Annotated in this window: 14 protein-coding genes; all 14 read left to right on the top strand. The window is 30.2% G+C overall.

Translation table 11 applies throughout. The features are described 5' to 3' along the window. Positions 1-37: 37 nt before the first annotated feature. Entirely contained in the window at positions 38-190 is a 153-nt protein-coding gene (locus NAT47_RS04780; RefSeq protein WP_250580819.1) for a hypothetical protein, read from the top strand. Between the two features lie 208 nt (positions 191-398). Further along, positions 399-1250: an ABC transporter permease gene (locus NAT47_RS04785; RefSeq protein ID WP_250580820.1), complete on the top strand. Its 852-nt coding sequence runs from the start codon at positions 399-401 to the stop codon at positions 1248-1250. An 849-nt stretch (positions 1251-2099) separates the two neighbouring features. Further along, positions 2100-3326, top strand: coding sequence for an ABC transporter ATP-binding protein (locus NAT47_RS04790; protein WP_250580821.1), 1227 nt, complete (start codon positions 2100-2102; stop codon positions 3324-3326). Positions 3327-3333: 7 nt separating this feature from the next. Beyond that, complete coding sequence (locus NAT47_RS04795; RefSeq protein WP_250580822.1) at positions 3334-4218, top strand: FkbM family methyltransferase; 885 nt, start codon at positions 3334-3336, stop codon at positions 4216-4218. Further along, positions 4215-5162 carry a glycosyltransferase family 2 protein gene (locus tag NAT47_RS04800; RefSeq protein WP_250580824.1) on the top strand — a complete coding sequence of 316 codons (948 nt, stop codon included), beginning with the start codon at positions 4215-4217 and terminating at the stop codon, positions 5160-5162. The genes NAT47_RS04795 and NAT47_RS04800 overlap by 4 nt, the downstream gene beginning before the upstream one ends. 49 nt (positions 5163-5211) lie before the next feature. Beyond that, positions 5212-6063, top strand: a complete 852-nt coding sequence (locus tag NAT47_RS04805; protein WP_250580826.1) for a glycosyltransferase family 2 protein — start codon at positions 5212-5214, stop codon at positions 6061-6063. Next, the gene (locus NAT47_RS04810; protein WP_250580828.1) at positions 6051-6905 is read left to right on the top strand and encodes a glycosyltransferase family 2 protein; all 855 of its coding nucleotides are present in this window, start codon (positions 6051-6053) and stop codon (positions 6903-6905) included. The genes NAT47_RS04805 and NAT47_RS04810 overlap by 13 nt, the downstream gene beginning before the upstream one ends. A gap of 3 nt (positions 6906-6908) precedes the next feature. Further along, positions 6909-7688: a glycosyltransferase gene (locus NAT47_RS04815; RefSeq protein ID WP_250580830.1), complete on the top strand. Its 780-nt coding sequence runs from the start codon at positions 6909-6911 to the stop codon at positions 7686-7688. Then, positions 7689-8744, top strand: coding sequence for an acyltransferase family protein (locus NAT47_RS04820; protein WP_250580832.1), 1056 nt, complete (start codon positions 7689-7691; stop codon positions 8742-8744). It begins immediately after the preceding gene. Positions 8745-8747: 3 nt separating this feature from the next. After that, positions 8748-9734 carry an acyltransferase family protein gene (locus NAT47_RS04825; RefSeq protein ID WP_250580834.1) on the top strand — a complete coding sequence of 329 codons (987 nt, stop codon included), beginning with the start codon at positions 8748-8750 and terminating at the stop codon, positions 9732-9734. A 243-nt stretch (positions 9735-9977) separates the two neighbouring features. After that, positions 9978-10622, top strand: a complete 645-nt coding sequence (locus NAT47_RS04830) for a class I SAM-dependent methyltransferase (protein WP_250580836.1) — start codon at positions 9978-9980, stop codon at positions 10620-10622. A 12-nt stretch (positions 10623-10634) separates the two neighbouring features. Next, complete coding sequence (locus NAT47_RS04835; protein ID WP_250580838.1) at positions 10635-11819, top strand: glycosyltransferase family 4 protein; 1185 nt, start codon at positions 10635-10637, stop codon at positions 11817-11819. Between the two features lie 4 nt (positions 11820-11823). Then, complete coding sequence (locus NAT47_RS04840) at positions 11824-12969, top strand: glycosyltransferase family 4 protein (protein WP_250580840.1); 1146 nt, start codon at positions 11824-11826, stop codon at positions 12967-12969. Further along, positions 12969-13847: a glycosyltransferase family 2 protein gene (locus NAT47_RS04845; protein WP_250580842.1), complete on the top strand. Its 879-nt coding sequence runs from the start codon at positions 12969-12971 to the stop codon at positions 13845-13847. The genes NAT47_RS04840 and NAT47_RS04845 overlap by 1 nt, the downstream gene beginning before the upstream one ends. Positions 13848-13877: the final 30 nt, after the last annotated feature.

The raw sequence follows: 13877 nt of genomic DNA on the forward strand, positions 1-13877 counted from the left end.
ATACCTCGTTCTATTTTTAATATTTTTTTTTGTTGACTTGAGTGTTTTTGCACAAGACTTGCCCCCTCCTCCTGGTGATTTAGATCCTGAGGAATTACCTATAGATGATCACATTTGGTTGTTAGGTGGTATTGGATTGTTGTACGTTTTCTCAAAATATCGCGTCTCTTCAGATTCGCATTCTCGTTAATTTCCTATTTTACTAATTATGGTTTCAATTCGTTTAGTTAGGTTATAATTGTTTTTCTTGAAAAGAGTTCGATGGGTAGTCGGGCTCTTTTTATTTTGCCTACTGATTCTTACTACTATCTTTACTTTTACCGCTTGTTGTATCTTGTAAAAAGTAGTATTTTTGAATCGAAAATTATCATTACTTTTCATCACTATTTTATGAACCAATGAATACTGAACCGCACGAATCTTGGGATTCTGTAATTGAATCCAAAACTTCACTCTTTGATATTAATTTTAGAGCGCTATGGCATTATCGTGATTTGTTGGTTTTGTTTGTTCGAAGAGACTTTGTAACCGTTTACAAACAGACGATTTTGGGACCACTTTGGTTTTTTATTCAGCCACTTCTTACTACGATTACGTTTACTATTATCTTTGGTAATGTAGCCCAGCTGTCTACTGATGGAGCCCCTCAAGTGGTGTTTTATATGGCGGGCATTACCTTATGGAATTATTTCTCAACTTGTCTTACATCCGTTTCTGGCGTATTTAATGCGAATGCGGGTATTTTTGGAAAAGTGTATTTTCCGAGATTGATTATGCCCTTGACTATCGTGATTTCTAACTTGATGAAGTTTGGGGTTCAATTTCTTTTGTTTGTTGGTTTTGTGGTCTATTTTGCGCTTCAAAATCAAATCCAGCCCAACACTTGGATTTTATTTACCCCCGTAATTATTGTATTAATGGCGTTGATTTCCATGGGCATTGGTTTGATTTTGTCTTCTATGACTACAAAATATAAAGATTTGAATCAGTTAATAGGTTTTGGCGTGCAATTGTTTATGTACGCCACTCCGGTGATTTATCCAAGTTCTTCCGTTCCATCGGATTACCTGTGGGTAGTAGATTTGAATCCGTTGGTAGGGTTATTTGATTATATGCGCTATGCTTATTTGGGGGTGGGAGATTTTGCGTTAGTTGATGTTGTCTATCCTTCGGTTTTTGCCTTGGTGATTTTAATGGTAGGTGTTTTGGTGTTTAATAAGACGCAGAAGACGTTTATGGATACGGTTTAGGGGAGATTTGGAGACAGGGAGACAGGGAGCTGGATATTGGAACGCGGATGATACTGATTTAGCTGATGATGACGGATTTTCTAATTGAAATTAGTTAAGTAAAAAAGTTCTTATTAGGAATTGTCCCCTTGAGGGGACTTTAGGGGTGTAGCGGTTTTGTTTTACACAGATTTGCACGGAGATTTTTTTGAAGTGGATTGTGTTGAGAGAGGTTCACAGAGGCGTTTCACTTTTTTTGTTTTTTTGCCACGGATTAAAGGATTTTGAGGATTTTTCTAATTGAAAAGTGTTAAAGAGAAAAAGTTATTAGAATGAATTGTCCTCTTGAGGTCCCAATAGCTATCGGGATTAGGGGTGTAGCGGGGTTATTTGAATGTTGAGTTGAATATAAAACAATTGTCACTTCGAGCGAAGTCGAGAACTAATGAAAAAGTTTTGCACGGAGATTGGGAGAGAGGGAGACAAGGAGAGGGGGAGAGGGGGAGAGGGGGAGAGGGGAAGATTGGGAGAGGGGGAGATTGGGAGATTATAGTGCCTTAGTGTACATAGTGAAAAGTTTTGTGCTCTTAGTGGTTAAGAAAAGGGATAGGTTGAAAAATATCAAATGTTGAATTTTAACCACATAGAAACATAGTTTTTGAAATGGATAGCGTGTTAGTGAGTTGCACAGAGACGTTTCACTTGTTATGAGGTAAGGGTTTTAGGAACACAGATTGGAGGAATCTAAAAAAGATAAGAATTAAAAATAGTTAATTAAAAGTAGATAGACACAATTGTCACTTCGAGCGAAGTCGAGAACTAATGAAAAACTTCTTCTCCGCTCAGTCTGACAAGAAGAAGCGTAATATAATGAGTAAAGTAGTTATAAAAGCGGAACATATTTCCAAGCAATACCGACTCGGGCTTGTAGGTACGGGGACGGTGCGGGATGATTTGAAGCGTTGGTGGTATAACGTGCGTGGGAAAGAAGATCCTTTTTTGAAAATTGGAGAAGCGAATGACCGCAGTAGAAAAGGCGATAGTGACTACGTGTGGAGTTTGCGCGACATCAATTTCGAAATCAACCAAGGGGACTCGGTTGGGATTATTGGGCGCAATGGAGCGGGAAAATCTACGTTATTGAAAATATTAAGTCAAGTAACCCAACCTACCACGGGTAAAATTTACACGAAAGGCAGAATTGCTTCTTTGTTAGAAGTAGGAACTGGTTTTCATCCTGAAATGACTGGAAGAGAAAACATCTACTTGAACGGCGCTATTTTAGGAATGCGTAAGTACGAAATTACCCGTAAGTTGGATGAAATCATTGCTTTTTCGGGAGTAGAACGCTATATCGATACGCCTGTAAAACGCTATTCTTCTGGAATGTATGTGCGTTTAGCATTTGCTGTAGCCGCTCATTTAGAATCGGAGATTTTAATTGTAGATGAGGTATTAGCAGTGGGCGATGCCGAATTCCAAAAGAAGTGCTTAGGGAAAATGAATGATGTGAGTAAGGGTGAAGGAAGAACGGTGTTGTTTGTGAGTCATAATATGGCAGCTGTTCAGAGTTTATGTACAAAAGGGATTTTGCTTAATAATGGTTTAATTGAAAAAAATGGACAAATTGATAGTATAGTTGAAAGGTATTTAAGTTTAAAAAGAGATATAGTTGATTATAAGATTAAAAACGGAAATTTAGATGTAGAAATCGTTCATAACAGAATAATTGATTTTGATGATGATATACGCTTTGAGATACTTCTAAATTCTAAAATAGATTTTGATGTTGATTTATTTTTAGATTTCGCCATATTAAATCAGCATGAAGAGTTTGTTGTTCATTATAAAATGAATTATAATTCAGAATCTATAAAAGTTAAAAAAGGTTTAAATACATATAAATTTTCAATTAATAAACCAAGATTAAAACCTGGTGAGTATAGTTTTGTGTTATATTTATATGATTTTTTGAATAATGTTTATTTGTGGATTGAAAATTATTCAGAAATTCAAATATCAAACATGAATCAAAATTTAGAGTCTAAAACAAATTACAAATCACATTCGATATCAAAAGTTACGCTTCTGAAATAAAATTATTATGAAAAAAACAATATATAAGATTATAAATAGATTAGGTTATCGAATTGAGAGAAAAATTAGAGATAAAAGACTTATTGCACCTTATTTATGTAAATACGATGTAAAAAAGTTTGATAAAATCTATGAAAGCAAAGAATATATTTTGGCATTATCTAATAAATACAGTGATTTCAATATCGTAGACAATGGTGATGGTTTTACAATTAGTTTTAATAGTTTATTTTTTTATATAGAAAGTAATGAAGAATTCTATATTCTTAAGGAGATATTTGTAGATGATGATTATCAATTTGATACTTCAAAAAAGACAATTGTTATAGATATTGGAGCTAATATTGGTATTGCATCAACTTATTTTTCAAAGCAAGATTTTGTAGAAAAAGTATATTCTTTTGAACCTGTTACGTTAACTTATAATCAAGCGATTAAAAATTTTGAATTAAACAATATAACTAATAAGGTTAAAATTGAAAATTTTGGACTTGGTGACGTTGATAAAAAAATCTCATTTTTGTTTGATTCAAATTCTAAAGGAAGTTCTGGATTAAGCGCTATTAAAAGCGATCGTTATATTGGTAATGAGAATGCTATTAAAGTTGAGGTTGATATTAAAAATAGTAAAGACGAGTTATTGAGTATTCTAAACAAACATCTTGATTGTCAAATTATTGTAAAAATGGATTGTGAAGGTGGTGAAATTGAAATTTTAAAGGCTATTGATAATGTTACTGATGTTTTTAATAAAATTGATGCTTTTATGATTGAGTGGCATGATGACAGTTATGATGAAGTCTCTAAAATACTTCTTAATAATAATTTTAGTTTTTTCACAAAAAATGTTAGATCACAAGCTGGTTTAATTTTGGCTTTTAACAATAAATGATTAATATATCTGTAATAATCCCAGCTTATAATGCTTCTCGTTTCATAGAAAAAGCCATAAATTCAGCTTTAGAACAATCTGAAGTGGCTGAAGTAATAGTTGTAAACGACGGAAGTAAAGATGCTACAGAGGAAATTGTAAAGCATCTACAGAAATCGAATGACAAGGTTAAACTTTTTCATCACACCAATAAAGAAAACAAAGGCCGATCTGCTACCAGAAATTTAGGTATTCAAAAAGCAATTTCGGAGTACATTGCTTTTTTAGATGCAGATGATTTTTACCTACCAGATAGATTTAAAAACGACACTAAACTTTTTCAAAAAAATCCTGAGATAGATGGTGTTTATAATGCGGTTGATTTTCATTTTTATAGAGACATTAGCGAACATGAAAAAAAGCAGTTGGTATTAAATACGATGACACAACCCATAGAGTCATCTAAACTTTTTGAAGCTTTAATATCAGGAAAATATGGGCATTTTCAAATAGACGGGTTAACAGTAAAAAAGAATTTATTTACTAAAACTGGACTTTTTAATGAAAAATTAAAAGTTGCTGAGGATACCGATATTTTTTGGAAAATGGCTCTAAAAGGCAATTTGATTTCAGGAATTATTGATACACCAGTAGCTTTACGCGGAGTTCATGAAGCCAATATTTTTAATGATAAAGAAGTTTATGCAGTTTACACCATTAAAATGTATGAATCCATGTTTTTTTGGGCAGGAAAAAATAAACTGTCTCAATATAATCTCGATATTTTATTAAAATGGATATGGTTATTACGATATAAGCAAAACAATTCAATCAGTAAAGATATTTTTTATTGGATGTATCTATTTTGGAACAATAAAAAGGTGTTTTTTTCCACATTAAGCCTAAAATATTTCCCCATAGTTCAAAAACGCAAACAACTTTTTCCTTTTATTTTTAATAGATAGTTTTAAGTTTATAGTATTTTTCTATTTTTGTTTAAATAACCTTATGATAATGAATACAAAAAGCGATGTAACGGCAATCATACCTTGTTATAATGATGGTGAATACATAAATCAAGCTTTGTATTCAGTTTTAAATCAAACGGTAGTGCCTGATAAAATTATTATCATCGATGATGGTTCTCAGGAATCAACCAAACAGGTTTTAGCAACATTAAAGCATCCTACATTACAAATCATTTATCAGCAAAATAAAGGGGTAAGCGTGGCACGTAATAATGCCATTAAAATGGCAACAACTTCTTATATTTTAAACTTAGATGCCGATGATTATTATGAACCTACTTTTATAGAAAAAGCACTTTCTGTTTTAAAAACAAATCATCAAGTAGGTGTAGTAGGTTCTTACTGTAGGACTTTTAATCATTACGGTAATACTGTCGAAATTGTTGAACCTCTTGGTGGCATAACAAAGGATTTTATAATAAAAAATAATGGTCGTGCAAATTCATTATATCGAAAAGAATGTTGGGAACAAGTAGGCGGTTATGATGAAAAAATGGTAAATGGTTACGAAGATTGGGAATTTTGGATTGCCATTTTAAAAAACAATTGGCACATGGAGATTATTCCCGAAGTATTATCCCACTATAGAATAAAAAAAGCATCACGTGACAAAACTGCTTTTAAAAACCACGATTTTGAACTACGCAAATATATTTTTGAAAAGCACAAAGAGGTTTATTTAGCGCATTTAGATTTTTATACCTTAGAAATTTTACGAATTAATTCGGTTTTAAAAAATAACGTAGTTAAAATTAAACATTCGAAAGAATATAAAATAGGAGAAACCATCTTAAAGCCTATTAGAACAATAAAAAGCCTATTGAAATGGAAGTTTTAGTCTCTATTATTGTACCATGCTATAAGCATGCGCATTATCTTGATGAATCCTTACAATCGGTTTTAAATCAAACCTATTCCCATTGGGAATGTATAATTGTAGATGATGGCAGTCCAGATAATACAAAAGAAGTCGCAAAAAAATGGTTAGATACGGATGGTCGTTTCATTTATTTAGAAAAACAAAATGGAGGTTTGTCTAGTGCAAGAAACGAAGGTGTTAAAATAGCAAAAGGAGAATATATTTTGCCTTTAGATGCAGATGATTTACTTGATTCTCAGTTTTTAGAAAAATTAGTTCCTGTTTTAACTTCTAATTCTAATTTGGGAATTGTTTCGTGTTATACAAAGTTTTTTGTACAGTCAAAAGAAAATGTAATTTATCAGTTGAAGCCAAAAGGGAATTATTGGAAAAATTTGTTATATGTAAATCAATTAGTAGCCACATCACTTTACAGAAAAAGCTGTTGGCTTCAAGTTTGTGGCTATGACGAAAGCATGAAAACAGGTTTTGAAGACTGGGATTTTTGGCTAAATGTTACCAAAAAGGGTTGGGAATACTTAATAGTTGAAGATTTTTTGTTTTATTATAGGAAAGCAAAGAAGTCCATGTTAGTTGACACAATAAATAATCATTTTGAAAGCAATAGAGAATACATTTGTAAAAAACACAAAGAACTTTATATTGAAGATTTTGAAAACTGTATGGAGGTTTTGTTTTATGAAATTAAAACCCATAGAGTAGGTAAAATGAAGTTAAAAAATTCTATAGAATATAAAATTGGAAAAGTTTTTACCATGCCTTTTAGATGGTTTACTAAATTGGTATTAAAAAATAAATAAACGATGATTTCAGTTGTTATAAGAAATAAAAATGAGGCGCCCGCTTTAGAATTTTTATTAAAAAATTTAAATGAGCGTTACCATCAAGATATTGATGAAATCATAGTTTTAGATAATTTATCTTCAGACACTAGCGAAGCCATTACAAAACAATACGGAGCACAATTTGTAACCATTGAAAAATTTAGTTTTGGAGGCAGTGCAAATTTAGCAGCTACTGTAGCTATAAATAAAATAGTGGTTATTTTCAGTGCTCATTCTTATCCAGTGAGTCATGATTTTTTTAAAGTCATTCTTCAAAAGTTTGAAGAAAAACCATCGATTGCAGGTGTACGCTGTTTGCACCAGCCAAACGATTACAAAAACTATATAAACGGAATAACCACTGCTCAAGACCCCAATAAATCAGGGTTAATATTTGCAGGTTCCGCATTTAATAAAGAAGTTTGGGAAAAACTTCCATTCAAAGAAGATGTTGCCACCTTTGAAGATAAAGAATGGACTGTAAGAGTGCTAAAAGCAGGATATGAAATAGCATTAGTGCCTGCTATATTTTGCTATGAAGTAAAACGTACTCCAGCTCAGCTATTTTTTAGATTTAAAAACGATGTGGTAGGCAACTATCAATTATGGCATCAAGACGTTACGCTTAAAAACGCAATTAATAAAACGATAATGGCATTGTTTAAATTAATAAAGTCGTTTTTTATAGAGTTGTATTATATTTTAAAAAGGTTTCTGTTTTTATTAAAGTTTGTTTTTAATAAACCTAAACAGTTTTAGATGACAACAATGAAACACTATAATAATTTTGATTTTTTGCGCTTTATGTTTGCGCTTTTAGTGGTAATTTCTCACTCGTTTCCACTGTCTGGTGTAGAAGAAAAAGAACAATGGATTTATCAGTTTACAAACGGACAAATGGTTTATTCCGCTTTAGGGTTAAATGGTTTTTTTGTAATTAGTGGGTTTTTTATTTTTCAAAGTATGCAGCGTAGTAAAAGTTTAATAGAATATTTTACAAAAAGACTAAAACGTATTTTACCTGGATTGTTTGTAGTATTGTTTATAACTCTTTTATTAGTTCCTTTTGTTTATGAAAGTGATGTGCCATTTTATTTAAACCCTGAATTTTGGACCTATCTTCCTAATAATTTGTCTTTGTATGGCTTTCAGCCCGTTATAGAAGGAGTTTTTAATTCTAATTATTATCACGCCATCAATGGTTCGTTATGGACCATTCGGTATGAGTTTACCCTTTATGTCGCTATTGCCTTTTTGTTTTTCATTAAAGGTAAAAAGTTGCTATTGTTGTGGGGATTGATTATAGTTTATTTATTTTTTTATATTTTGTTTCAGTTTTATTTAGATCGCTTTGCTAGCTCTGAAGTATTTGGAATGTTAGGTTACGAAATTTTAAATTTAGGTACTTTTTTTATTGCAGGAAGTATAGTAGCTGCCTTGCAATTTGAAAAAAATAAAAATAGAGATATTTATTTCTGTATTGCTCTTTTCATTTTTGTTTTGAGCATTTATCTCAATTTTTATTCAGTTGTAAAACATCTTGTTTTTCCTGTGATTATAATTTTTTTAGGCTATTATGTGTTGCCTTTTTTTAGTGCATTTGGCAAATATGGTGATGCCTCTTATGGAATTTATATTTATAGTTTTCCAATACAACAATTTTTAATGTATTTTTATAAGTTGAATACATTAGAATTATTAGTGTATTCTTGCTTGTTGTCTATCATTTTTGGTTATTTGTCATGGCATATTGTTGAAAAGAGGTTTATAAAAATAGAATTTAATATTACAAAATTTATAGACTCTAAAACTTAATTAATGCTAGAAAATAAAATTTATAAAAATATTCCAATTTTAAATTCTTTAAGATTTTTTGCGGCATTTTCAGTGTGTGTTTTTCATTTTGTTTGCACAACAAATGGTCTTATTTACAATGAATTAATAATATTTATTTTCGATCATGGTAAATATGGAGTTCAAATGTTCTTCGTTATTTCGGGTTTTGTTATACCATGGTCAATGTATAATTCTAACTACAAAATAAATAAAATTTTTAAATTTTTGTTGAAACGTTTTTTACGACTAGAACCTCCCTACATAATTTCTATGATTCTTTTTATTTCTATAATATTAACTTTACGTATAGGATTAAATATATTTGATGTTCAGTTTTCTCTTGAGCAAATTCTGCTTCATTTCGGATATTTAATTCCATTTTTTGAAGGTTTTAAATGGTTAAATGATGTATATTGGTCTCTTGCTATTGAATTTCAATACTATTTGTTAATTTCAATACTATTCCCACTATTTATTCATTCAAATAGCATTTATAGATATATTCTTTATTTTTTGTTTTTATCATTAAGTATAAATTCGAATTTTTCATTTATTTTTTATTGGTTACCAATATTCTTAATGGGAATTATTATTTTTCTAAAATTTATTGAAAAAATCAAAATAATTGAATTTTATTCTTTGCTATTACTTTTAACTATTTGGGTAATTTATTTTTATGGAATAGCCTGTGGTGTTTTTTCAATTGTTACTGTAATATTAATATTATATTTTAAAAATAATGAATTAAAAACACTCTCTTTTTTGGGAGAATTTTCATACTCTTTATATTTAATACACAATTTTACAGGAGCTATACTAATTAATTTATTATCTCCATATATGATTAACTTATGGCAGAAAATACTTTTATTAATTTTTAGTCTTGTCATTTCTTATATTTTAGCTTGGGTGATGTTCATTTTGATAGAAAAGCCTTCAAAAAAATGGTCTGCAACTATCAAATATTAATTTAATAATGATGTTTATTTTAGTCCATATTAATTTCGAAATGAAATTTTAAATTATTTGTTTGTTGTCCATTATTTTCGGTTATTTGTTAAGTAATTTATACTAGGGTAGGCTTTAAAATTTAGACGGATAAAAAATTATTAGATGAAATAGCCAAATAGTAAGTGTGAGAAAAATTTTAAAATACAAAGGATTAACAAACACGCAAGTGTTTAATTTTTTGGATAAAAAATATTAGTTGAAATGATAAAGAAGATAGCAAGAAAAGTAATCAATACTTTCAAAAAAAAGCCAGAGCAATATTTATTACATGATAAATTTTGGGTACAAAAAGTTAGCACAGAAACTATAGTAGATAGAATTTCTTTTTTCGAAAATATTGCGAAAGATAAAAACGTATTACATTTAGGATGTAACGATTGGCCCATTTTTAACCCATCTTACAATTTACATATTAAATTGTCAAAACAAGCTAAATCTATTCATGGTTTTGATGTAGATTTAGAAGGAATTGAAAACTTAAAAAAATATGTTAACCAAAACTATTATTCAGAATTTAATCAGTTAGCGGGTAATGTTTATGATGTTTGTCTTGTTCCAGAAACTATTGAGCATGTTGATAATGTTAGGACTTTTTTAGAAGGATTATCAACTATAAATTCTGAAGTTTTTTATATAACTGCACCAAATTGTTTTGCAAAAAAACATATTGAAAGAAATTTTTATGGTAATAATGAATTTATTGAAGTTGTTCATCCCGATCACAACTGCTGGTATAGCCCATTTACACTTAAAAATCAAATTGAGAAATACTCAAATTTAAAGGTAGATAAAGTATTTCTTCTTGATGGTGATACTATGGTATGTTGCCAGGCTTCCAAAAAATAATAGACAACTACAATGAAGAATTTGAAAAGCATAATTAAAAAGGGTGTAAATACAATTTATGCGCTATTTAATTATGCTTTTTTTCTGACAAAAGATGTTCGTAAAATTAAAAATTGCGAATGTTTATTTTTCTTTCCTTACTATCATACCGGTGGTGCCGAAAGAGTTCATGTAAATATTTTGAAAGCAATTGAAAATAAAAATTGTGTTGTCATTTTTACAATGGGTTCAGCAACAAAGAGTTTTTATGATGCATTTAAAAATACGGCCGAAATTATTGAGTTGAATCCAATTCTAAATAAACGAAATAAATGGATAAATGCCCATTTACAAAAAAGTATTATTGAAGCCATTAATCATAGTAATAGCATAGAAAATGTTTTTGGATGTAATACTTCGTATTACTATCAAATACTATCAAGACTAAGTAAAAAAATAAAAAAAATAGATTTATTTCACGCTTTTGAAGAAAATGATTCTAGAATTTTAGATGTTGTAAATTCAGCAAATACAATTCATAAAAGAATTGTTATCAATTTAAAGGCTAAAAATGATATTATTGAATTTTATAAATTACACCATGTAAATCCTCAGCTTATAAACAATATTGAAGTGATTCAAAATGGAATTGAATTAACTGAAGCAACCTACTCCAGTAAAAATGAAAATGCTATTAAAATTGGATTTGTAGGAAGATGGTCAGCAGAAAAAAGACCAGAATTATTCCTTGAAATTGCTAAAAGAATAAATGCTCAAGTTTCTAATATTGAGTTCGTAATGGCAGGAACAGGTATGAAAAGTAATATCGTTTTAATAAAGAATGCAAAGGTTTCTTTTTTAGGTGAAATTATAGATAAAGAAAAAATGATAGAATTATATAAATCATTGCATTTTGTTTTGGTAACTTCTGTTTATGAAGGATTTCCTATGGTCATGATGGAAGCTATGGCACATGGTGTTATTCCAATTTCAACAAATGTTGGTGGTATTAAGGAACATATTACAAATAATGAAAATGGATTACTTATAGATGAAACTAATGAAGAAGAAATGGTTAATTTATTTTGTGAACACATTTTGAATTTAGTAAAAAATACAGAGGAAAAGAATAGGATTTCAAAAGCTGCTTTTGATTATGCATCAGAACATTTTGGTATAGATAAATTTAATAAATCGTATAAAAACATATTTTCGTAATCAAATGAAAATCCTATTAGTTTCTATACCCAATCATCATTTTTTTCAATGGGCAAACCAGTTGAAAGAGGCTGGGCATGAGGTGCATTGGTTTGATATTACCGATGGAGCTGGATTTTCCAATAAAATTAATTGGGTTACTCAATATGCAGGTTGGAAATTAAGATGGAATTTCCCATTTCGACACCGAGTAAAAAAACACTTTCCTTTTTTATATCAAAGGATCCAACATATTAACGAGCGTTCTGTATCGTCAACTTTTAATCGTTTGGTTACTAATTTGCAACCCGATGTAATTCATGTGTTTGAAATGCAATTGTCGGGATATCCAATTTTTTCCGTTTTAGAACAATATCCTCATATTCCATTAATCTATTCTTCTTGGGGTAGCGATATGTTTCAATATGAACGATTAGGTCTGACTACATCTTTTGTGAAACAATTTTTAAATCGGGTAGATTATTTGATTACCGATTGCAATCGAGATTATCAAAAAGCCTTACAACTGGGTTTTAAAAATAAATTTTTAGGAGTGTTTCCTGGAAATGGTGGCGTAGCCTTTATCAAAGAGGCTATTTTAGAGCCATCAGATCGAACTATTATCATGGTAAAAGGATACGAAGATGGAGTAGGAAAAGCACTAGTGGTATTGCGTGCAATTGTAAAATATGCACCTCAAATTATGAATCACTATAAATTAGTTGTATACAGTGCAGATGAAGCGGTAGTGCAGTATCTAAATGCTTCTTCCTTTTATAGTAAACATGAGGTAACTGTTTTTTCAAGAGCTACTTATATTCCAAATCATCAATTGTTAACTTACATGGGACAAAGCACATTGCACATTGCCAATAGCATTTCAGATGGTATGCCCAATGTGGTTTTAGAAGCCATGGGAATGGGGGCTTTTCCTATTCAATCCAATCCTGGAAATGTAACAGAAGAAGTCATAACTCATGGAAAAAATGGTTTGTTAATTGAGTCGCCATTAGATGAGCAAGAAATAGCTCGTTTAATTATAATGGCTTTAGATGATTTTGCGATGCGTGAATCAGCACAAGAATATAATACAGCTTATATGCACCAACAGTATGATAGGTTACAACTTAAGGCGAAAATTGTAGCTTTGTATTCTCAAATATATAATTAATGGAGTTTTCGTATCTTATAGTGACCCATAATCGAGTAGCCGATTTAATTCAAACACTAACGGTTCTTTACCAATCGTTTGATGCCAATGAAGATGAAGTGTTGGTTTACATTGATGCTTGTGAGTCAACTGAGCAAATTCGAGATCAATTTCCTTGGGTGAAATGGTTTTCGGGGAATAAACGAATTTCTGCTTCTCCTGCTCGTGCCTTTTTGTATCCGCAAGCTAAAGGGAAGTATTTAATTGGTTTGGATGATGATGCTCATATTATTACATCTGACTATAAAGAAAAATTACAAACCTTGTTTAAAAACCCGAAAATTGGGGTTTTGGCTTTTAAAGAAGTAAAAGGTATCTTTTCTAATGATAATGAAGCTTTGTCAAAAGTGGAGAATACATCAAAATTTTACGAAACTAATGATTTTATAGGTTGTGGTTTCGCAATTAAAAAAGCCGTCTATGATGCCACACGCGGTTTTCCTACTTGGATTGATATTTATGGTGAAGAACCTTGCGTGTCTTTAGAAGTTATGGATTTAGGATATGAATTGTGGTTTACCAATCAGATTGCTGTAAATCATCGTGTTGATTTAGTTCAACGAAAATTACAAGGGAAAAATTATTTTCGTTTTCAAAAGCAGTTGCAAAATTCCTTCTTTATTTTTTTAAATTATTATCCAAAGCCTTTCCTTCCAATAGTAAAACTCTTATATCACAACTTTAAAAAATATGCTCTTAAGGATACTACTTATTTTAAGTTGTATTTTCAAGCATTACTACATATTTATGTGACATATAGACAAAAAAAACAATTTAGAAAGCCTGTTACTGATAAGGTTTTACAAAAAGTTAGAACGATTGCATCTTTATCATATTAAAATTTAATACCTTACATCATCAAAAGTTTT

The organism is Flavobacterium fragile (assembly GCF_023634865.1).
GTDB classification, from domain to species: domain Bacteria; phylum Bacteroidota; class Bacteroidia; order Flavobacteriales; family Flavobacteriaceae; genus Flavobacterium; species Flavobacterium fragile.

What these genes read in the sequence shown, in the direction of transcription:
- NAT47_RS04835 (WP_250580838.1), top strand. Translation starts at nt 10,635, where the DNA reads ATGAAGAATTTGAAAAGCATAATTAAAAAGGGTGTAAATACAATTTAT.
- NAT47_RS04810 (WP_250580828.1), top strand. Translation starts at nt 6,051, where the DNA reads ATGGAAGTTTTAGTCTCTATTATTGTACCATGCTATAAGCATGCGCAT.
- NAT47_RS04830 (WP_250580836.1), top strand. Translation starts at nt 9,978, where the DNA reads ATGATAAAGAAGATAGCAAGAAAAGTAATCAATACTTTCAAAAAAAAG.
- NAT47_RS04820 (WP_250580832.1), top strand. Translation starts at nt 7,689, where the DNA reads ATGACAACAATGAAACACTATAATAATTTTGATTTTTTGCGCTTTATG.
- NAT47_RS04845 (WP_250580842.1), top strand. Translation starts at nt 12,969, where the DNA reads ATGGAGTTTTCGTATCTTATAGTGACCCATAATCGAGTAGCCGATTTA.
- NAT47_RS04825 (WP_250580834.1), top strand. Translation starts at nt 8,748, where the DNA reads ATGCTAGAAAATAAAATTTATAAAAATATTCCAATTTTAAATTCTTTA.
- NAT47_RS04815 (WP_250580830.1), top strand. Translation starts at nt 6,909, where the DNA reads ATGATTTCAGTTGTTATAAGAAATAAAAATGAGGCGCCCGCTTTAGAA.
- NAT47_RS04790 (WP_250580821.1), top strand. Translation starts at nt 2,100, where the DNA reads ATGAGTAAAGTAGTTATAAAAGCGGAACATATTTCCAAGCAATACCGA.
- NAT47_RS04785 (WP_250580820.1), top strand. Translation starts at nt 399, where the DNA reads ATGAATACTGAACCGCACGAATCTTGGGATTCTGTAATTGAATCCAAA.
- NAT47_RS04795 (WP_250580822.1), top strand. Translation starts at nt 3,334, where the DNA reads ATGAAAAAAACAATATATAAGATTATAAATAGATTAGGTTATCGAATT.
- NAT47_RS04840 (WP_250580840.1), top strand. Translation starts at nt 11,824, where the DNA reads ATGAAAATCCTATTAGTTTCTATACCCAATCATCATTTTTTTCAATGG.
- NAT47_RS04805 (WP_250580826.1), top strand. Translation starts at nt 5,212, where the DNA reads ATGAATACAAAAAGCGATGTAACGGCAATCATACCTTGTTATAATGAT.
- NAT47_RS04800 (WP_250580824.1), top strand. Translation starts at nt 4,215, where the DNA reads ATGATTAATATATCTGTAATAATCCCAGCTTATAATGCTTCTCGTTTC.